The organism is Paenibacillus sp. MB22_1 (genome assembly GCF_047200555.1).
Taxonomy (GTDB): Bacteria; Bacillota; Bacilli; order Paenibacillales; family Paenibacillaceae; genus Fontibacillus; species Fontibacillus phoenicis.
Map to the genome: position 1 here is coordinate 2,148,653 of NZ_JBLADV010000002.1, position 19,468 is coordinate 2,168,120.

Annotated in this window: 22 protein-coding genes; 12 read left to right on the plus strand and 10 right to left on the minus strand. The window is 53.8% G+C overall.

The features are described 5' to 3' along the window. Positions 1-34: 34 nt before the first annotated feature. On the minus strand, positions 35-604 hold the full coding sequence (locus ACL02P_RS21610) for a thymidine kinase (protein WP_009224495.1): 570 nt from the start codon (positions 602-604) through the stop codon (positions 35-37). A gap of 145 nt (positions 605-749) precedes the next feature. On the opposite strand from ACL02P_RS21610, the gene ACL02P_RS21615 reads away from it, so the two are divergent. After that, the gene (locus ACL02P_RS21615; RefSeq protein WP_198136181.1) at positions 750-941 is read left to right on the plus strand and encodes a hypothetical protein; all 192 of its coding nucleotides are present in this window, start codon (positions 750-752) and stop codon (positions 939-941) included. 8 nt (positions 942-949) lie between these two features. Here the strand turns inward: ACL02P_RS21615 and ACL02P_RS21620 are convergent, their stop codons facing one another. The 3 genes from ACL02P_RS21620 to ACL02P_RS21630 form a co-directional block, all read right to left on the minus strand. Next, a complete protein-coding gene (locus ACL02P_RS21620; RefSeq protein WP_009224496.1) occupies positions 950-1,516 on the minus strand; it encodes a 5' nucleotidase, NT5C type in 567 nt (188 codons plus the stop codon). Between the two features lie 157 nt (positions 1,517-1,673). Continuing rightward, entirely contained in the window at positions 1,674-2,522 is an 849-nt protein-coding gene (locus ACL02P_RS21625) for an NAD-dependent epimerase/dehydratase family protein (RefSeq protein WP_412838055.1), read from the minus strand. 18 nt (positions 2,523-2,540) lie between these two features. Next, positions 2,541-3,479: an aldo/keto reductase family protein gene (locus ACL02P_RS21630; protein WP_412838056.1), complete on the minus strand. Its 939-nt coding sequence runs from the start codon at positions 3,477-3,479 to the stop codon at positions 2,541-2,543. A 209-nt stretch (positions 3,480-3,688) separates the two neighbouring features. Here ACL02P_RS21630 and ACL02P_RS21635 point away from each other — a divergent pair, with 209 nt between their 5' ends. Together ACL02P_RS21635 and ACL02P_RS21640 are read left to right on the plus strand one after the other, a co-directional pair. After that, entirely contained in the window at positions 3,689-4,033 is a 345-nt protein-coding gene (locus ACL02P_RS21635; protein WP_009224498.1) for a winged helix-turn-helix transcriptional regulator, read from the plus strand. Positions 4,034-4,053: 20 nt separating this feature from the next. Beyond that, the gene (locus ACL02P_RS21640) at positions 4,054-5,829 is read left to right on the plus strand and encodes a glycerophosphoryl diester phosphodiesterase membrane domain-containing protein (RefSeq protein ID WP_412838057.1); all 1,776 of its coding nucleotides are present in this window, start codon (positions 4,054-4,056) and stop codon (positions 5,827-5,829) included. 353 nt (positions 5,830-6,182) lie between these two features. Here the strand turns inward: ACL02P_RS21640 and ACL02P_RS21645 are convergent, their stop codons facing one another. From ACL02P_RS21645 to ACL02P_RS21660, 4 genes are all read right to left on the minus strand, one after another. Beyond that, positions 6,183-7,559, minus strand: coding sequence for an IS110 family transposase (locus tag ACL02P_RS21645; RefSeq protein ID WP_009227146.1), 1,377 nt, complete (start codon positions 7,557-7,559; stop codon positions 6,183-6,185). A gap of 228 nt (positions 7,560-7,787) precedes the next feature. Beyond that, complete coding sequence (locus tag ACL02P_RS21650; RefSeq protein ID WP_412838058.1) at positions 7,788-8,183, minus strand: DoxX family protein; 396 nt, start codon at positions 8,181-8,183, stop codon at positions 7,788-7,790. Between the two features lie 69 nt (positions 8,184-8,252). Further along, a complete protein-coding gene (locus tag ACL02P_RS21655; protein WP_009224501.1) occupies positions 8,253-8,705 on the minus strand; it encodes a MarR family winged helix-turn-helix transcriptional regulator in 453 nt (150 codons plus the stop codon). An 86-nt stretch (positions 8,706-8,791) separates the two neighbouring features. Then, the gene (locus ACL02P_RS21660; RefSeq protein ID WP_412838059.1) at positions 8,792-9,640 is read right to left on the minus strand and encodes a sulfurtransferase; all 849 of its coding nucleotides are present in this window, start codon (positions 9,638-9,640) and stop codon (positions 8,792-8,794) included. Between the two features lie 356 nt (positions 9,641-9,996). On the opposite strand from ACL02P_RS21660, the gene ACL02P_RS21665 reads away from it, so the two are divergent. Continuing rightward, entirely contained in the window at positions 9,997-10,935 is a 939-nt protein-coding gene (locus tag ACL02P_RS21665) for a DMT family transporter (RefSeq protein ID WP_412838273.1), read from the plus strand. 71 nt (positions 10,936-11,006) lie between these two features. Here ACL02P_RS21665 and ACL02P_RS21670 read toward each other — a convergent pair whose 3' ends face one another. Further along, on the minus strand, positions 11,007-11,219 hold the full coding sequence (locus ACL02P_RS21670; RefSeq protein ID WP_009224505.1) for a hypothetical protein: 213 nt from the start codon (positions 11,217-11,219) through the stop codon (positions 11,007-11,009). 272 nt (positions 11,220-11,491) lie between these two features. After that, positions 11,492-12,499, minus strand: a complete 1,008-nt coding sequence (locus tag ACL02P_RS21675; protein ID WP_009224507.1) for a ketoacyl-ACP synthase III — start codon at positions 12,497-12,499, stop codon at positions 11,492-11,494. Positions 12,500-12,648: 149 nt separating this feature from the next. Between ACL02P_RS21675 and ACL02P_RS21680 the strand changes: the two genes are divergently transcribed. The 8 genes from ACL02P_RS21680 (at position 12,649) to ACL02P_RS21715 (ending at position 19,420) form a co-directional block, all read left to right on the plus strand. Further along, positions 12,649-14,781, plus strand: coding sequence for a DNA topoisomerase III (locus ACL02P_RS21680; protein WP_412838060.1), 2,133 nt, complete (start codon positions 12,649-12,651; stop codon positions 14,779-14,781). Between the two features lie 166 nt (positions 14,782-14,947). Then, complete coding sequence (locus ACL02P_RS21685) at positions 14,948-15,085, plus strand: hypothetical protein (RefSeq protein ID WP_164744170.1); 138 nt, start codon at positions 14,948-14,950, stop codon at positions 15,083-15,085. 161 nt (positions 15,086-15,246) lie between these two features. Then, a complete protein-coding gene (locus ACL02P_RS21690; RefSeq protein WP_036644872.1) occupies positions 15,247-15,510 on the plus strand; it encodes a DUF1294 domain-containing protein in 264 nt (87 codons plus the stop codon). A 27-nt stretch (positions 15,511-15,537) separates the two neighbouring features. Continuing rightward, positions 15,538-15,972, plus strand: a complete 435-nt coding sequence (locus tag ACL02P_RS21695) for a universal stress protein (RefSeq protein ID WP_009224511.1) — start codon at positions 15,538-15,540, stop codon at positions 15,970-15,972. 508 nt (positions 15,973-16,480) lie between these two features. Further along, positions 16,481-17,209, plus strand: a complete 729-nt coding sequence (locus ACL02P_RS21700; protein WP_036644873.1) for an amino acid ABC transporter ATP-binding protein — start codon at positions 16,481-16,483, stop codon at positions 17,207-17,209. A gap of 30 nt (positions 17,210-17,239) precedes the next feature. Further along, positions 17,240-18,094 (plus strand): glutamate ABC transporter substrate-binding protein, encoded by an 855-nt coding sequence (locus ACL02P_RS21705; protein WP_260070685.1) that lies wholly within the window; start codon positions 17,240-17,242, stop codon positions 18,092-18,094. A 6-nt stretch (positions 18,095-18,100) separates the two neighbouring features. Further along, the gene (locus ACL02P_RS21710; protein WP_412838061.1) at positions 18,101-18,751 is read left to right on the plus strand and encodes an amino acid ABC transporter permease; all 651 of its coding nucleotides are present in this window, start codon (positions 18,101-18,103) and stop codon (positions 18,749-18,751) included. 18 nt (positions 18,752-18,769) lie between these two features. Next, complete coding sequence (locus ACL02P_RS21715) at positions 18,770-19,420, plus strand: amino acid ABC transporter permease (RefSeq protein ID WP_009224515.1); 651 nt, start codon at positions 18,770-18,772, stop codon at positions 19,418-19,420. The last annotated feature ends 48 nt before the right edge of the window (positions 19,421-19,468 follow it).

Here is a 19,468-nt window from a genome sequence, read left to right on the forward strand (position 1 = left end):
CGTTAGCCGGTCCGTTTTTTTAGATTCGGAAGTATTACAGCGGCGGGTTGGCGTGGCATTTCCGGCATACCGGGTAATACGACTCGTTGCCGCCGATTTGGATCTGCTCGCCGGTGTAAACGGGTTTGCCGTTCTCCACCCGCAGGTTCATCGTTGCTTTGCGGGCGCAGAACCAGCAGATCGTTTTCATTTCCTCGATTTTGTCCGCATAAATCAGCAGCAGGCGGCTGCCCTCGAACAACTGGTTCTGGAAATCGTTTTTCAACCCGAAAGCCATCACGGGAATATCCAGCTCATCGACGATGCGGACCAGCTGCTTAATGTTGTTCTCACCGAGGAATTGGCATTCATCGACCAATACGCAGTATAAGCGCGGGGTATGATTTTTGACAATTTCGAAGAGGTTCGTGTCCGGATAAATCGGAATAGCCTGCCGGCGCAATCCAATCCGCGAGGAGACATAACCAACCTCGTCACGGTTATCGATCGCCGAAGTAAAGAGCAGCACCGGTTTGTTCTGCTCTTCATAATTGTGGGCAACCTTCAAAATTTCGATAGATTTGCCGCTGTTCATTGCTCCGTACTTGTAAAATAATTGTGCCAACGATGACGTCCCTTTCTATTCGTTCTATCGCAACCATGCTCTTTATTCTAGCATACTTCGATTCGGTTGTTGGATAGGCTGGCGCGAAATTTGGAGATATTCAGCGCCTGGAAAATGTTACATCGCTGCATCAAAGAGCTGCGGCATGTCCTGGAGGGGCTGGTTTTGGAGCCGCCTCGGATGCAGGCGGATTCGGAGCGGGAAGCTGAGTTTGGAGACGCCGTTCCGGTCCAGCATCGAAATCGAACTGCTGGAGGAAGGCGTAGAGATCCGCCATGCCGTAAACGTGTCCTTCGGGGAAACAACTTCGGCTCCCATCCGGGGGCATCTGCAGTAGCCGCTGAGCTATTCCCTTGGGAAACGTTCAGCCAACAGCTGGTTCACCAAGTCGCTCATGCCTTCCCATGAATCCTTCATGAGGAATTGCTGCTGAATCGAGGCGTTCCACGGGCGTGGGATCCCGATGGTGAGCCGGCCAGCTTCCTTGGCAGGCTGCAAATTATGCGGCCCGTCATCGATTATCAGGTCGAAGTCCAGCAGCGTTTTTCGCTTGGCGACGAAGAAGTTCTCAAACGGGATAAACGGCATCCAGCGTTGCAGCCAGTTCCATTTTTCCTGTACAGATGAGGGGCGGGCGGCCGTAACGATGATCACATCATGCTCCTGCGTCATTTTGCGTACTTCCTCGACGGTATGCTCATCAAAGATCTCCAGCTCCTCATACAAGCCGGGGCGTCCGAAGAAGAGATCTTCATTACACTCGGGATGCCAGATTTGTGTCATATCAAAGCTGGTCATTTGGTCCATGGTGAGCTGACGGTCGGGAAACTGCAGATTATGATAGTAAATCGCTTTGGGCACGAGATGGCATAGGGTATCGTCCATATCGATGGCTACAATGTGTTTGCGCATAACGGAAATCTCCTGATTCGATGTATTCGTTGATTGGTATGACTTCCTCTAAGATATCAGAAAAACGCGGTTTTGGGATACAGTAAGGCTAGTAAAAAAAGAACCCGGCTCCGTATCGGCGGAGCCGGGTTCTTCTGCGTGAACAGCCGCAGGCGGTTTATGGCTTAACTTCATCCCGCCAGAAATGGACAGGCTGCCATCCAAGCAGTTGTTTGGCTTTCTCGTTGCTGAGCAGCGTTTCGTGCCCTTCCAGCGGCGCGCGGAAGTCTGTGACGCCCGGGAAGCGGGCGGCCATCAGCTCCCGGCTGCGAATCGCCATGCTGGAGTCGTCCGCGGCGATGTTCAGCGCCACCGCGCCGAGGCCGTCCGCTTCGACGGCCAGCCGGCATGCGGTTGCCGCATCGCGCGTATCGATGTAGCTCCACAGGATGCGTTCCCGCTGAGCCGGATCGTGGATGAAGGACGGGAACGTTTCATAGCGTTCCGGCGGAATCACGTTGCCCAGCCGCAGCGATACGATCTGCATTCCGGTGCGGCGGTGGAACATGTCCGCGGTCAGCTCGTTCACCACCTTGGACAAGCCGTAGCTTTCCTCGGGGAGCTGTGGGTGCGCTTCATCCACCGGCACGTATTTCGGGGCGGGCGGATGCACCGCAAAGACGATGCCGTAGGAGGATTCGCTGGAGGCGATCACCGCCTTGCGGATGCCCAGCCCTTCCGCAGCCTGCAAAATGTTGTACGTCGACATCACATTATTGCGAAAGGTGACCTCCGGCGTGCGGATATGCGCGGCGGGAATCGCGGCGAGATGAACAACCGCGTCCGCGCCGGTCAGCGCGCTGTAGCATTCGCCAAGCTGCTCCAGATCGGCGATCAACGTCGGACAGACCGGGTCTTCCGAAGGCCGGACGTCTACGTTCAGCACGTCATACCCGCGTTCGACGAATTCTCGTACAACGTAGCGCCCTAACATTCCGCTTCCCCCGGTAACTACGACTTTAGCCATGGCTGCTTCGACTCCTTCTTAGTTCAGAATCTCTTCGATCCGCGTCAGCACGTCCTCGCTTAGTTTGATGCCGGAAGCTTTGGCGTTCTCGATCACCTGTTCCGGACGGCTGGCGCCAACCAGTGCGCTGGCCACGTTGTTTTGGCGCAAAATCCAAGCCAGGGCCAGGTTACCTACCGTGATGCCAAGTTCAGCGGCAATTCCCTCAAGCTGCTTCACCTTGGCGATGTTCTCTTCCGTAATGCCTTTGCGAACCCATTCCAGCTTGGCTGCACGGCTGTCCTGCGGAATATCGGTTGCAGATGTATATTTACCGGTTAGCAGACCTTGAGCCAGCGGAGAGAAGACCACCTGGCCGATGCCGTGACGTTCGCTGACCGGGATGACTTCCTTCTCGATATAACGATTAAACATGTTATATACCGGCTGATTCACGACGATGCGATCCAGCAGGTAACGATCGGCCAAGCCAACAGCTTCCGCAATTTGTGAGGCTTGCCATTCGCTGACGCCGGCGTACAGGATTTTGCCTTGACGGATCAGGTCATCGATCGTGCGCAGCGTTTCGTAAAGCGGTGTCTCCGGATCGTGACGGTGGCAATAAAAGATATCGATATAATCATGGCCAAGACGCTTCAGGCTGGCATGGACCTGCTCCATGACGTGCTTCCGCGACAAACCGCGATCGTTAGGTCCATCCCCCATCGGCCAGAACGCTTTCGTAGCCAATACATAGGATTCCCGGGGGTAAGCTTTAAGCGCTTTGCCCACCAGCTCTTCGGCGGCCCCTTTTTCGTATACATTGGCGGTGTCAAAGAAGTTGATCCCTAGATCGTAAGCGGTTTTGATCGATTTCTCCGCGTTTTCATGTTCGACGTACCCGCCGTAAGTCAGCCAGCTTCCCAAGCTGATTTCACTGACTTTGAGGCCGCTTCCGCCTAGTCTTCTATATTCCATGTTTCATCATCCTCCTTGAGCATTTGTGTTGGAACCATTTTCATTCTATAAAAGTTCATATACAATTGAAAGAAGTGAAAACTCCTTCACTAAATTATATCTATGATACTTACTATAAAAAGTATAGCGCCCTATAACGAACCTATATCGCCTGAAATAGCAACTCTTATACATCACTAAAGCAACACTTCCAGGGGAGGTTTTTACGAATGAACAGCATCCGCAAGGCTAGCAATTACATTCCGAAAACGCCGGAGCATATCGAATGCAATATCGAAAAAACGTTGGACGTCCTCGGAGGAAAATGGGCGTTCCTCGTGATCCGCGAGCTGTTTGGAGGGACGCTGCGTTTTGGGGAGCTGCAACGCCGAATCCCTCAAGTGAGTCCACGGGCGTTAACCAGTACGTTGCGCCATCTGGAGGAGAAGGGCGTACTGGAGCGTACAGTGTATCCTACCGTTCCCGTGACGGTCGAATACACGCTTACGCCGAAGGGGATGGACTTGCATGTCATATGTCATGAGATGAAGGTTTGGGCTGCGCGGTGGACCTGATGGAACAGGGAAGGGGGTCCATGCTTAAACTGATCGGCAGAAGCATCCGTGACTTCCGCAAGTATTCCGGTAAGCTGCTGCTGTTTCAGCTGCTGTATATGCTGGCCACAAGCGTCTTTGTCCTGCCGGTTACGACGTTTCTGTTCAACCGGGTTCTCCGGGTGGTCGGCTCCGGTTCCCTGTTGAACGGGGAGGTTTACCGGATCGGGTTGAGCTATAAAGGTGTGGCGGGACTGACTCTCATCGGGCTTGTTGCCTCTTTTACCCTGCTGATTGAATTGTTGGTCCTCATCGTGCTGATTCAGCAGCGCTTTTTTGGCAAGTCGATTGCCATTTCTGATGCTGTGTTAACGGTGCTGCATAAAATGCCCAAGCTGTTCGGGTTTGGCGTATTCCAGCTGCTGCTGTTGTTGCTGCTCTTGATTCCGTTTGTGGACTCGCCGCTGTCGGCTTCGTTTTACGCGTTGTTTAACGTGCCGATCTTCTTGAACAATCAAGTGCTGGATGCCTCATTCACCATGACCGTAGCTTATCTCGTGCTGATCGCAGGGCTGCTCTATACTTTGCTCCGCTGGATTTTCGTCCTGCATTGTATCGTGCTCGAGGATATGAATCTCCGGCAGGCGGTTCGCCAAAGCCATGAGCTGACGCAAGGTCGGCGGTGGCGGCTGTTTGGAACGCTGCTTCTGTTTAACTGTACGGTGGTCGGGGTCACCTCCGCGGTGGTGACTGCCCTTGGGCACATCCCTTCCTGGCTTGATCTGGATGTGCTTGCGTTGGTGTCCCAGCACTATTCACTGCCGGTTACGACGGTACTGGCTTATCTGCTGGAGCTTCTGCTGCTGCCAATCAACCTGTTCGTGCTGACGAGACTTTATTATGCGTTGGGCCGCTTAAAATGGATTCGGCCAAGGGATCAGCTGCAGGTGCGCCGCAGCCGAATCGGTCGTCTGGAGAACCAGATCGTAGATTGGTGGAAGGGGCTAAAGTGGAAAAGGATGGTGTATGTCCTAAGCGCGACCCTTTATATTTCGCTAGCGCTGCTGATCGGTTTGCGGGCGAACGAGAGTCTCGTCTACGCAAAATGGAACGTGCAGATCGCAGTGCATCGCGGGGATACGTCGAATGCTCCGGAAAATTCGCTGCCTGCCCTGATCTCCGCGATCGACAAAGGCCTTCAAGTCGTGGAGTTGGACGTGCAGTTGACCAAGGATGGCGTCGCTGTGTTAAACCACGATTCCGACCTGCGACGGATGACAGGCTTGCGGAAGCGGATCGCGGATATGAGCTTCAACGAAGTGCAGCAACTGAGCATCGGCATCGATGCGAACGATTATCCGATACATATCCCCTCGTTGTCCAGCGTGCTCGCCGAGGCGCAAGGGCGAATCAAGCTGCTGCTGGACCTGAAGCCCAACGGCTCCCCTAGTGAAGCGCTGGCGGAGGAGGTTGTCCGCCTCATCAAGGAAGCTGGAGCCGAGGAAGAGGTGAGAGTGCAATCCTTCGACGGCGAAGTGCTTAGCCGCATCCGTGAATTGGCTCCCGAGATCAAGATCGGGCGAATTCTGTTCTTCGCCCTCGGAGATCTATCGGTGCTCGACGTCGATTTCTATACGATTGAGCAGGTGATGTTAACCGATTTCCTGGTGAACCAGGCCCATGCCGACGGCCGCGAGGTTTGGGTGTGGACCGTGAATACCCGGAGGGACATGAAGGAAGTGCTCAAATATCCGATCGACGGCATCATCACCGATTATCCGGAGACCGCCCAGTCGATGGTAGAGGTGGATCTGTAAATGGTGAAGGCGCCGGTTTCTGGCGCCATTTTTTAAGATATCAGCGTACTATGTCAAGTAGAATTTTTAGGTTTCTGGGTAACCCAAACACACCTAACCCCCCAGATTTTCAAAAAAGTTAGCAACTGACAGAGAAGCGATGCTTGAAACCGGCCTTTCTCGGACTTGAAAGGAAATAGCCTCGTTTTTTCAATCCTGCGATGCAATCTGGCTGAGTGCAGAGTATACGCTAACGTACAATTCGCATTCACAGGGCGAGGTGGATAAAGCTGACATACGAGATCCAAGGTCTCCAAGAAAGTGATCCGATCTTCCCTCAGTCCCAGAAAGACCGGTTCCAAGATCTTGCTTAGTTAGGCCGTCGCTAGTGTCGGCATAACGCAATTGAAGTTCAACTTCTTATTGACCTCATCAAGGATGTGATAATCAGAGCACTGCGATTGAAACGGTAAACGGTCTCGCAGCATGGCGAAAGCGACTTTGAGCATCTTATTACCCATTGCAACAAAGATGGCTCGTTCATGTTTTCCTTTTTCCTTCAGACGATCATAGAAAGGCTTAAGGTCCTTATTATGCATGCAGAGACTCTTACCTGCTAGATATACCGCATAACGAAGGTGATCGTTTCCCTGTTTGGAAATCTTGCGGTAGGAGCCTTTGCCGCCACCTGTTTGCTTAACAATGGGGTTTGTGCCAGCTTTCTTAATTAACTGGTTTGCGTTCGAGTACTGAGATACATCGCCGATTTCAGCATAAAGCTCAGCCGCGGTAGTCACTCCTAAGCCCGGGACGGTAAGAAGCAGTCGTCCGTCTGTCTGAAGGAGAAGGTTCTCGATCTCTTGTTCCAAAACATTAATTTTGGCATCAAATGTTCGTAAGTCACGTAGCTTCATTTTCAGTAACATAAGCTCAGGCCGAAGTTCCTGTAAGTTTCTCGATAACGCTTGTTCAGCGACGTGCAAGAGCTTCTGGATGGTGGTGTTTCGCAATTTGAGATTATGCTGAATCGAGAGCTTCCGTAGCCCGGTCTCCCCTAGTTTCAGGACAGCAGCGGGGTGTGGATAATGCTCCATGAAGAAGAGCGAGGCTTTCCCCCAGAAGTCACTGAATACTTTGATTTTTCGAGCTCTACCGGCTGAATAATCTGCATATCCTTGGTACTCGCGCCAGATGAGGTCCATAAGTGCTCGAATCTCTGTACGCAAGGAAGCACGCTTCCGTGTCTCTGAGCGCCGTGCTCGAGTCAAGACATGGAGCTGACGCTGCACGCCATTCAAAAGCTGGTTTTCAGTGGCTTTGTTGCTTTTGATGGCATGGGCGATGGCCACAAGATCAAGATCATCTGTTTTGCACCAATTCAGTGCGCCGGCGCGTTCCTCGAAGGTGGTATACGGATTCAAGATCTGAACGTGGTACCCTCGTTTCGCCATCTCGCGGACGATGTCTTCATAGTAATGGCCTGTTGCCTCAATACCCAGGAACAAGCGAACAGCCTCTGTGGCTGTAACCGCTTGATTAATCTTCTTGCAAAGCAGCTCCATACCAGAATTATTCGCTGAGAAAAAGAAGGGTTTTTCAATGATGTCGCCGAAATAATTGCATATTAAGGCTTTTTGGTGGAGCTTGGCCGCATCGATTGCAACGATGAGGACTTGCTCCAGGTTAACGCCCCTTAGCTGTTGACTGAACTTAGTTCCCTTACGGCCTTGAATGTGCGAGGATTTCCCCATGCGACTTTAACCTCCTGTGGTTGGTAGGTAAGATTGAAGCTTCCCTGTCAGGTGCTTCTTTCTTCGATAGTCGCTGGGGATTTCCTCTTTATATTTTGATTATATTACACGCCAGAAAGTATAAACTTCGGGGCATTGGCATCCTGATATCGCAAGAAAAACTTCCGCTAAACGCGGTCTGTCTACTTTGAATGTACGTCGATAGACGTTTTTCTTATGCCCAATGGTTCAAGCATGGCTTTCAACACGCTTAGATTTAGATTTGGATTGGAAAACAATTCTGAGGCGCACCCCTGCGATCAGCACCAATACGACCAACCACTGGGCAGCCATCAAGGTGCCAAAACCTTGACCGGCCGACAGTTCGGAAACTACGGCGCCAATCATAAGGAGGCCAAGGGCTGTCGCGGCGTACAAGGTTAAGCGCGGCCAAACCAGCAGTACCGCGCCTGCTATTTCCACCAAGCCAATGAGGATTCGACTCCAATCCGGATAACCTATCTCTTGAAAGTGCCGGATCATCTCTTCAGTCCCCGCCAGCTTCTGAATACCGCTCTGAATATAAAACAATGAAGTCAAACCCACGACGATCCATCCAACAATACGCATCCATCTCTTCATCATCTTTGCCTCCTAAGTGCAATTTAATTAGAATTCTAACTATATAGACGTAAAAGGGGTGCAAATAAAAATCTACTGCTTTTCAAATGTACGGATCATTTTGGTGAGGAGCGACTTTAAGGTGTCGAACTCTTCAGCCGTCATCTCCGCTTTAACTCGCTCTTCTACAACTGACGTGAAGTGCTGCGTCTCTTCCGCCAATTGGCTGCCCGCTTCCGTCAAAAAAATCAGCTTAGAGCGTCCGTCTTGCGGATGGTCCTTATAACGGATGAGTCCTTTGTTCGTCAACCCTTTTAATAAGCTGGTGACGCTCGGACGTTCAATCATTAGAATCGGCTCCAGTTGAGAGGGAGAGATTCCTGGATATTGACGAATGACGCCGAGCGCACTCCATTGCGTATGTGTTAACCCCAGCGGATGTAACAATTCCTCGACTTCCCTGCGCAGCGTGATATACCCCGTCTTGACCAGTCGGCCAATGGGCCCCTTATCCCATTGCCACTCAATAGGCTCGCTTGGATGCATGATTAGATACCTCTTTAGTTAGAATTCTAACTATATTATATTCCAAAATCGAGCCTTGTAAAGTCCCTAGGCCCATATTCTGGCGTTTATTCCTCCCCCGTCGCGATGGGGTTCTCGGGATAAGAAATCCAATCGCTCCAGCTGCCGGCGTACAGTTTGACCTGCGGGTAGCCAAGCCGATAGAGGGCGAGCACGTTCGGGCAAGCGCTCACGCCGGAGCCGCCCTCGACGATGGCCTCGCGGCCTTCGTCGAGGGCGGCGATGACCGGCGCCAGCTGCTCGCGCAGCTCGCCCTCGCTTTTCCAGGAGCCGCTGTCATCCAGCACCTGCTTCCAAAACCGGTTGATGGCCCCGGGAATGTGGCCGGCCTTGACGTCGAGCGGCTCCTGCAAGCCGGCGTAGCGATCCGCGGCGCGCGAGTCCACGAGCAGGATGCCGGGATCGCGCAGCGCCCGGCGGACGTCCTCGACGCCGGCCAGCAGGTGCGGCCGGGGCGAGGGGGTGAAAGCGGCGGGGACGATCGTCCGCCGCTCTGCGGTCACGGGATAGCCGCCGGCTTGCCAGGCGGCGAACCCCTCGTCCATGACGTAGACCTCGTCATGGCCCAACCAGCGCAGCAGCCACCATAGGCGGGAGGCGTTCATGCCTCCCTGGTCGTCGTAGGCGACCACCCTGGTGGCGTTGCCGATGCCGGCGCGGGCGAAGCGCGCGGCCAACTCGTCCGGGGCGGGCAGCGGGTGACGCCCGCCATGCGTGGTGACCGGTGCCGACAGATCCTGTTCCAGATCAAGATAGACGGCACCGGGAATATGTGCGGCGTCGTAGGCCGCACGCCCGGCCTCCGGCTGTCCAAGCTCAAAGCGGCAATCGACGATGACGAGATCCGGTTCATACATTCTAGCTAACAGCCAACGTTTGGATACGATCGGTTCCATAAGGCGTACACATCCTCTGCACACATAATATGGAACCATTATAAGCCTAAAGCTTAGATCAGGCGATATCCGCTGGGCCATGTCCCGCTGCGGCGAATTTCCCGAACTTGTTCTGCCGTTAACCGTTGGTTGGTCGGATGAGCGATTCCACGTCGTTGCCGCCGATCAGAACATCTAAATTTTTCATAGAAAGCTCCTCCTTCATCTTTTTTTGACGATAGATTAGGGGCTGCTTCTACTAGATCCTTAGGGTCTATTTTTTCGATTGAGGAACGGCTGTGACTCCGCTATAATGAAGTGGTTTGCAGCCCGATCGGGTGACAAAATTTCATGAGAAAGATGGGACCTTAACGCATATGCACACCACCACGAAGTCCATGGGTAAATATGAAATCCTCTACGTGATCGGCATTATCGCCATCTCGTTTTCTTCCATCTTCATCCGCTGGTCCAATGCCGAAGTGTCGGTGATTGCCATGTACCGGATGTATATCACGAACGTATTGATGCTGCCGCTGCTGTGGCGCTACCGGGGAGAAATTGCGCGACTGACTGGCAAGCAATGGGGGCGCCTTTTGTTTTCGGGGCTGATGCTGGGGCTGCATTTCCTGCTATGGATGGGTTCGCTGCGCTTGACGACGGTCGCAAGCTCCACGGTCCTTCTAACACTGGAGCCCATCATCGTGATGTTCGGGTCGTTCTTCTTGTTTGGGGCAAAAATCAATAAAGCGATGATCCTCGGTATTACGCTGGCATGCATCGGCTCGATCGCGATCGGCTCCGGAGATTTCGCCTTGTCCGGCAAGGCCGTGACCGGAGATTTGCTCTCTCTGCTCGGGACGATTGCGGTCGCGATTCATATCCTGGTCGGCAAGCAGCTGCTACAGACGATCAGCGCGTTTGTTTATAACTTCCTCGTGTTTGCCGTGGCAGGAACGTCGATGGCGGTATACAATGCAGCTGCCGGCATCCGGTTTACCGGCTATGAGCCGCGGGAATGGGGCATTTTCCTCCTGCTGGCGATCGTCCCTACGTTATTTGGCCATTACCTGTTCAACTGGCTGATGAAATACCTCAGCGCTTCGGCGGTGTCGATGGCCGTTCTCGGCGAGCCGGTATTTGCCTCTCTGCTGGCGTGGTTGCTGCTGAAGGAAAGCTTAACTCCGCTGCAGCTGTCAGCCGGCGTGCTCATCTTGTGCGGGGTATGGATCTTTATTCGCTATGGCAAAGAAACGCCTGCCGTAACTATGGAAAATCCAGTCTTACCGACAGGGCAGGAAGGGAAGGCAAGTTAAGGTCGGGCGAAGGGACATAAGAACAAAGGGACGAACCCGGAGAGAGCTCGCTCGGTTGCCGTCCCTTGGAGTTATTTTTTTAACTCAAAAAATTGGCATTCCCGGCGTGGATGGTAGGACAACTCGTCTACTCCAGCCTGCGTGATAATGGTGTCATCTGTGAAACGGACAATAATGCTGCCGTTATCGATCATGTGATCGTCGCGGAATACGCGGACGCGCAGCTTCCGGTCCAACGCTTCCTGAAAGTCCAGATCGGTAAACAGTTCTCTGAGAGTAGGCATCGTACGGCATCTCCTTCGGACACAAGATGGGGCGGATCGTAATGAATGACTCCTGTTATTGTACCTGGAAGCCTGCAGGTTGAAAAGGGAACGCTCCGAAACGGAGATCAAGAGCAGAGGAGCAGAAGAGCTGAGGCTTCACCTCTTCCGCCCGGCGCTTTGCAGGATGATCCCGTTTGGTCAGATAGAAGTTAGAGTCAAGTGAATTGAAGCCCCAGCATACTCCCTTACCAAAAGGGATAATGACGCAAAGGGCCGTGCGGACAGACAGATCACGCACCCCAGCGCAGGATCAAGCCGGCATGGGTTAAGCCGCTGCCAAAGCCGTACACCAGCACGCGGTCGCCATATTTCAAGCGGCCCGCGTCAACGCCGGCCTGCAACGCCAGCGGGATGGAGGCAGAGGACGTATTTCCCATGTCCTGCACGCTTTGCAGGGTTTTGGCGAGAGGGAGATCCGCTTTCTCGCAGATTGACTCGATCATGCGCAGGTTAGCGCTATGCGGCACAAACCAGTCGATGTCCTCGCGAGCCAGGCCCGCCTGCTCCAGCAGTTGCTCAATTCCGGTGGTCACGGTTCGGACGGCCCATTTGAACACCTCGCGGCCGTTTTGTACGATTTTGCCTTTGCCTTCGAGGGGCTGCCCGTTCATTTGATCCGACAGACCGGTGCGGTACACATGGATGCCGCCGGCGCCGTTGGTTCCGAGAACAAACGATTCGAAACCCGGCCATTCGGCTTCAGCCTCAGAAGTTGCCTCGACCAGCACAGCTCCGGCTCCGTCCCCGAACAGGATGCAGGTGCTGCGGTCGGTATAGTCGGTGATTTTGGACATCGTTTCCCCGGCCACGACAAGGATTTTGCGATGCAGACCGGCGCTGATCATGCCGTTCGCCAAATGAAGAGCATAAGCGAACCCGGCGCAGGTTGCGTTTAAATCAATCGCTCCCGCCTGTTCCATGCCAAAATGCTCCTGAATCCGGCAAGACACGGTCGGAAACGAATAATCCGGCGTTGTCGTCGAGGTGATGATGAAGTCGACGTCGTCCAGCGAAGTCTTGTACGTCTCGCGAAGCCGCTCCACCGCCTTAATACTTAGGTGGGAGGTGAACTCATTCTCGGCGGTAATATGTCTTTCCTTAATCCCCGTGCGCTGCACAATCCACTCGTTGCTCGTATCCACGAGCTGCTCCAAATCCGCGTTGGTCAGGATTTTTTCAGGAACATAGGTTCCAAGTGCGGTAATGCGGGCCTTGGATGGGGGTGTTTGTATGGCCATCGGTATCACTCCTTTAGGTCGAGAAGGATTTTTTTGTGATCAGATATTAGTACCTGGTACTAAACATGAGTATATCATGTTTTAAATTTCAAGCAACTGTTGCTTGAATGCTATAATGGTTCAGTGGAAAGGAGTGTCCGATCGAACTTATGAAAACGTTGGTATTAGCCGAGAAGCCCTCGGTTGCCAGAGAGATCGCGCGAGTCATCGGCAGCCGGGATAAGCATAAAAGCCATTTTGAAGGGTCCAAATATGTAGTGACCTGGGCATTAGGCCATCTGGTGGGATTGGCCGAGCCGGAGGATTATGATAAGAAATATGCCACGTGGGCGCTGGAGGATTTGCCGATTTTACCGGAAAAAATGAAGCTCAAGGTGCTGCGCGAGACCAGCCACCAGTTTAAGGCGGTGCAGCAGCTGATGCGCCGTCAGGATATCGGCGAGCTGATCGTGGCGACGGACGCCGCCCGCGAAGGCGAGCTGCTCGCCCGCTGGATCATGGAAATGGCTAAATGGAATAAGCCATTTAAGCGGTTGTGGATTTCGTCGCAAACGGACAAAGCGATCAAGGAAGGGTTCGCGTCGCTGAAGCCGGGCAATCAATATGAGCGCTTGTACCAATCGGCGCGCTGCCGGGCCGAAGCCGACTGGATGGTGGGGCTGAACGTGACCCGGGCGCTGACCACCAAGTTTGGCGCGCCACTCTCGGCTGGACGGGTGCAGACGCCGACACTTGGCATGATCATGCAGCGGGAGAATGAAATTCTCCGCTTCCGCTCGGAGGAGTATCATGTGCTGCGCGCGGACTTCGGCAAGTTTGAGGCGGTATGGCGCGGCGGGAACGGCGATGCGCGTATTTTTGACCCGGAGAAGTTAAATGCGTTGAAACAGAAACTGGAGGGCGCTTCCGGCCAAATCGTTAAGCTGGTTAAGCATGAAAAAACCGTGCCCCATCCGCTGGCATACGATTTGACCGAGCTGCAGCGGGATGCCAACCGACTTCTGGGCTTTTCGGCCAAGCAGACCTCTAACGTGCTGCAACGGCTCTACGAGCAGCATAAGTTAGTGACGTATCCGCGGACCGATTCGCGGTATTTGACTTCGGATATGACGGGTACGCTGAAAGAGCGCCTGACGAGTGTGGCTGTCGGCCTTTACGCGAGTTTGGCGCGGCCGTTGCTGCGGGGTTCTTTGCATCTGAGCAAGCGGGTGGTTGACGACAGCAAGGTCACCGACCACCATGCGATTATTCCAACGGAACAAACGGTGCTGTTGAACGCGCTGAACACGGATGAACGCAAGCTCTACGATTTAATTGTTCGGCGATTTATCAGTTTATTTTATCCGCCGGCAAGGTTTGATCAAGTTAGCGTGACGGTGCAAATTGCGGGGGAGACGCTGCATGCCAAGGGGACGACGATTAAGGATGCCGGATGGCGGGCGGTTTATGACGGGCAGGTCATGGAAGAGGAAGAAGGCGGCGAGGACGATGCCGAGAGCGGCTCCGTGCTGCCGGAGCTCACTCAAGGTGAGGCGGTGAAGGTGCAGCGCTGCCGCGTGACGCCGGGACGGACCCAGCCGCCGAAGCGCTACACAGAAGCTGCCCTGCTGACCCAAATGGAGAAGCATGGGCTGGGCACGCCGGCAACGCGGGCGGACATCATCGAGAAGCTGATCAGCTCCGACACGATCGAGCGGCAAGGGAATTACCTGCATCCGACCGGCAAAGGGAAGCAGCTCATCGAGCTGGCGCCGGCTGATTTGCGTACGCCGGAGTTGACGGCCCGCTGGGAAGCTGAGCTGGAACGGATCGCCCGCGGGCAAGGTCAGCCGGGGCCGTTCCTCAGCGGAATCCGTGAGATGGCGATCAACCTGGTGCAAGGCGTGAAGCGCAGTGATGCGACGTATAAGCCGCATAACGTCTCCAACAGCCATTGCCCGGAATGCGGGACAAGGCTGCTTGAGAAGAAGACCGGGCGCGGCTTGATGCTGGTCTGCCCTAGCGAGGATTGCGGTTATCGCCGATCCGGCGAGAAACGTCTGTCCAACCGTCGTTGTCCGCAATGCCACAAGAAGATGGAGCTCAAGGAAGGCAAAGCCGGCAAGTATGTGCAGTGCCTGTCCTGCGGGATCACCGAGGTGCTCGGGAAAGACAAGGATAAGCATATGAGCAAGCGCGAGCAGCAACGGCTCGTGAAGCAGTATGCCCAGAAGCAGGAGTCCGGCGGCATCAATCTTGGAGAACTGCTGAAGGCAGCGTTGGAGAAGCAGAGCGACGATTAAGCTCGATCCCCAGATGACAGCAGCCTGGCGATGATGGCAGAACCGGCTGATTAGGGCACGGTCACGGCATGGAGGTGCGGCGCAGGCTTTGGCGGCATGCCATCACCCGATAACGCCGAATAAATCGGCAGCTTATTCGAGACGCTAAATAGCGGAGGTGATGAAGGTGCCGCATCATAAAGCGCGGAAGACCGAGAACCAGCAGAATAAGTCGAGCATTATGGAACCATCCATCGCGGCTAAGCCCAAGAAACAGGCGGAAGTTGCGCCCAATCTGAATGGAATTTCAAAGAACGAATCTTAATATGGATGCGTCTGCAGCTCCCCGTTAGGGGAGCTTTCTTTTGTATGAGGCGTATGGGCGGCAAGATGCGGAGGGCGGTTGGATTGAGGTATAATAGATTTATCTATTTGGTGGAAATACTAAGCAATAATCGAGCCAGGAGCTCGAAGGGGGCGGCGAAGATGAGGACGGGCTTACTCGTATGGTTTCTATTTATCAATGCGGTCGCCTATCTGGTGATGTCCGATGACAAGAGGCGGGCGAGGCAGAGACGTGAACGGATCCCGGAGCGAACGCTGTTTCTGCTTGCTGCACTGGGCGGAGCGCTGGGTGTACTGGTTGCCATGAATACCAAACGCCATAAAACGAAGCACTTCAGCTTCCGGGTGGGCATTCCGCTGCTGCTTCTTTTCAACGCCGTACTTTATGGGTATTTTATGATATAAACTCTTGGGACAAGTGAGGTGCTTTCCATGCTATTCCATAAGATTTTAGCCGCGTACGACGGTTCGAAAGCAGCAAACAAAGCGCTGGACAAAGCCATTGAGTTGTGCAAAACGACGCCCGAAGCCAAGCTGGAGGTCCTGCATGTGTACGACTTCCCGCGTTTTTACGTGGCCGAGGGCTTTGTGCCGGTACCTGCTTCCATGAACAAGGATTTCTATGAGCTCGCAGAGAGAACGGTAGAGGAAGCGAAGAAACGCGTTGTGGCCGCAGGTCTGGAGCCTAAAGTCGAAATGGTTCAAGGGGCTCCGGCAGAGACGATTCTGGAGTACGCTCAGAAGAGCGGGGCGGATCTGATCGTCATTGGCAGCCGCGGACTGGGCGGCATCCGCGAATTCGTGCTTGGCAGCGTCAGCCATAACGTCGTCCAGCATGCCCGGATCCCGGTGCTCGTCGTGAAATAATAAGAGCCAGCTTGTTACAAGAAGCCTGACCGAATCATTTCGGTTGGGCTTTTTTGCTTGTTGGAAGCATGTTGTGCTGGGTATCGGTTTTAACGCTTGCCAGAAAGCTTATTGAGGCGAAAAACACTAGATTTTTTTTCTAACGCTGACCAGCGTGCTTATTTGAGTTGGGAGCCGCCTTTTTCGGGAGAAAACTCCGAAATAAGCTCTCCCATAAGCGTTACAAGTTGCACGCTCCGATTTTAGCGCAAATAGCGTCTAACCCAAGCGTTAGAACTTTTGGCGTGTGTAGAACTTAACTCCTTCAACTCCATCAAGGAAGATTCCTGTAAGGAAAACTAACGCTTGTCCGACAGGATTGAGGAAGATGCCCAAATTTTTTTGGGCGATTTTCTAGTCGGCGTGTAGGGAATTGTAGTTTTTTATAGTCTCCAAAGTAAGGTTATGTTCAAATGTTACGATTACTCACATCGACTTCAGGGATGTGCGGTCGAAAGGAGGGCTGCCGTTGATTCGCTTTCGACAGGTAGATAAGCATTTTGGTCATTTTCATGTACTGAAGGGGATTAATTTACAAGTTGAGGAAGGGGAAGTCGTGGTCGTTGTTGGCCCGTCGGGTTCAGGGAAAAGCACGATGCTGCGCTGCATTAACCGGCTGGAGACGATTACGAACGGCGAGCTGACGGTAGGCGGCCTCCCGGTCCATGACCGCAAGACAGATATCAATAAGCTGCGCCGGGATATCGGAATGGTCTTTCAGCACTTTAATTTGTACCCGCACAAAAAGGTGATCGACAATATCACGCTGGCGCCGATTAAGGTGCTGGGCATCTCCAAAGCGGAGGCGGAGCAGACGGCGATGTTTTATCTGGAGAAGGTGGGCATCGCCGATAAGGCGTCCGCGTATCCGTCCCAACTGTCGGGCGGGCAGCGGCAACGGGTGGCGATCGCCCGGGGGCTGGCGATGAAGCCGAAGATTATGCTATTCGACGAACCCACCTCGGCGCTGGATCCGGAAATGGTAGGCGAGGTGCTGGATGTCATGCGGACGCTCGCCCGCGAAGGCATGACGATGGTGGTGGTCACGCATGAGATGGGGTTTGCCCGGGAGGTGGCGGACCGGATTGTTTTTATGGATCAAGGGCAAATCGTGGAGGAAGCAGGGCCGGAGGAGTTCTTCGCGAACCCGCGGGAAGAGCGGACGCGTGCGTTCCTGAGCCGTCTGTTGAGCCACTAAATTAATCGATAATCAAGGGGAGGAAGAGAAATGAAGAAGCGTTGGAGGCTAATCAGTATTGCGGTGGTATGTGCGTTGACGGTGCTGGCCGGATGTGCAAGTAATGGGGCAGGCGGCAACACAGCCGGGAACGGCGGGAATGCCGCTCCGGCAACCGGGGAGAGCGGAACCGGAGCTTTGGCGAAAATCAAGGATCGCGGCAAACTGGTGGTTGGCGTGAAGTACGACACGAAGCTGTTTGGTCTCAAAGACCCGTCCACCGGCAACGTCGAGGGCTTCGACATCGATATCTCCAAGGCGATCGCCAAGCACATTCTCGGCGATGAAAACGCGCTGGAGCTGAAGGAAGTCACTTCGAAGACGCGGATTCCGATGCTGAATAACGGTGAGATCGATATGATCGTAGCTACGATGACGATTACCGAGGAGCGGAAGAAGGAAGTCGATTTCTCCGACGTCTACTTCCAGGCAGGGCAGTCGCTGCTGGTGAAAAAGGGCAGCCCGATCACAGGCATCGAAAGCCTGACGGCCGATTCGACGGTGCTGGGCAGCAAAGGCTCAACCTCGGTGAAAAATATCCGCGAGAAAGTGGAAGGTATCAAGGTGCTGGAGTTCGATAACTATCAGGATGCGTTTAACGCCCTGAAGGCGGGGCAAGGCGATGCGCTGACAACGGATGATGCGATTCTTTACGGTATGGCTGCCCAAGATCCGAATTATGAGGTGGTCGGCAAGCCGTTTACCGATGAACCTTACGGCATTGCGGTGCAGAAAGGCAACTCGGACATTGTGCAGGCAATAAACGATACATTGAAGGAGCTTCACGACAGCGGAGAGTACGACAAGATTTACGAAAAATGGATCGGCAAGAAGCCGGGCGAATAATTCGTTATGGATTTTACGATTCTAACTGACTATTTTGACGTGTACCTGGAAGGGTTCCGGGGAACGGTGCTATCCAGCTTGCTGGCGCTGGTGGGAAGCTTCGTGCTGGGCGCCTTAATCGCTGTGTTCCGCATCGCCCCCGTCCGGCCCCTGCGCTGGTTCGGAACAGGTTACGTGGAATTTATCCGCAATATTCCGCTGCTGCTTGTCGTATACATTTTCTATTATGGGCCAGCAGCTTTAGGTTTACCGCTTGACGGTTTCACGGCGGGAACGATCGGGCTTGCGGTATACACATCTTCGTTCATTGCAGAAGCGATCCGCGCCGGGATTCTGGCCATCCCCCAAGGGCAAACGGAGGCGGCCCGCTCGTCCGGGTTGAGCTACGTGCAGACGATGCTGCATATTATCCTGCCGCAAGCGATCAAGCTGGTTATTCCGCCGCTCGGGAACCAGTTTATCAATTTAATCAAAAACTCCTCGGTGTTGACAATCGTGGCGGGGCTCGACCTGATGTATTTTGCCGACATCGTGAATGCCCATACGTACCGGACGTTTGATACTTATATTTTTGTGGCGTTGTTCTATTTGGTGCTGACCTTGCCTTTAAGTTATGGAGTGAGGGTGTGGGAGCGAAGACTTGAGAAAAAATACTGAAAGGAGGCCTGAAGTTCGATGGATTTTGCGGGGGCGTACAGTGCGGAGAATTTGCGCTTCTTGGCGGATGGGCTATACGTGACGTTGATCGTCGCCGGGCTGTCCATCGTGCTAAGCTTCCTGATTGGCTGTATCGTGGGCGTGATTCGGTATACGAAGCTGCCCGTGCTGTCGCCGATCATGCTGGTGGGGGTTGAGCTCATCCGCAATTTGCCTCTGCTGCTGATCATCTTCTTCATGCGATTTGCCTTGCCGGAGGTCGGCATCAAGCTCGGGCTTGTGGCCGCGACGGTGACCGGGCTGACGATCTTTGAGGCCGCGATGATCTCGGAAATCGTGCGCAGCGGTCTCGCCTCCATTGACAAAGGGCAAATCGAAGCGGCCCGTTCGTCAGGACTCAGCGCCGTGCAGACACTATGGCACATCGTGCTGCCCCAAGGCTTGCGGCGGATGGTGCCGCCATTAGTGAGCCAGTTCATCTCGCTGCTCAAGGACACGTCGCTGGCCGTGGTCATCTCCTTGCCGGAGCTGATGCACCACGCCGGGATTGTCATCGGTCACGGCTACACGTATACGATACCGATTCTGCTGCTGGTGGCGTTGATCTATTTTACCGTCAACTTTGTGCTTTCGGTGATCTCAAGGCAATTGGAGGCACGGCGAGCCTAGGCATCAACTGACATAACACTAACATATAATGGTATATAAGGCATAGTC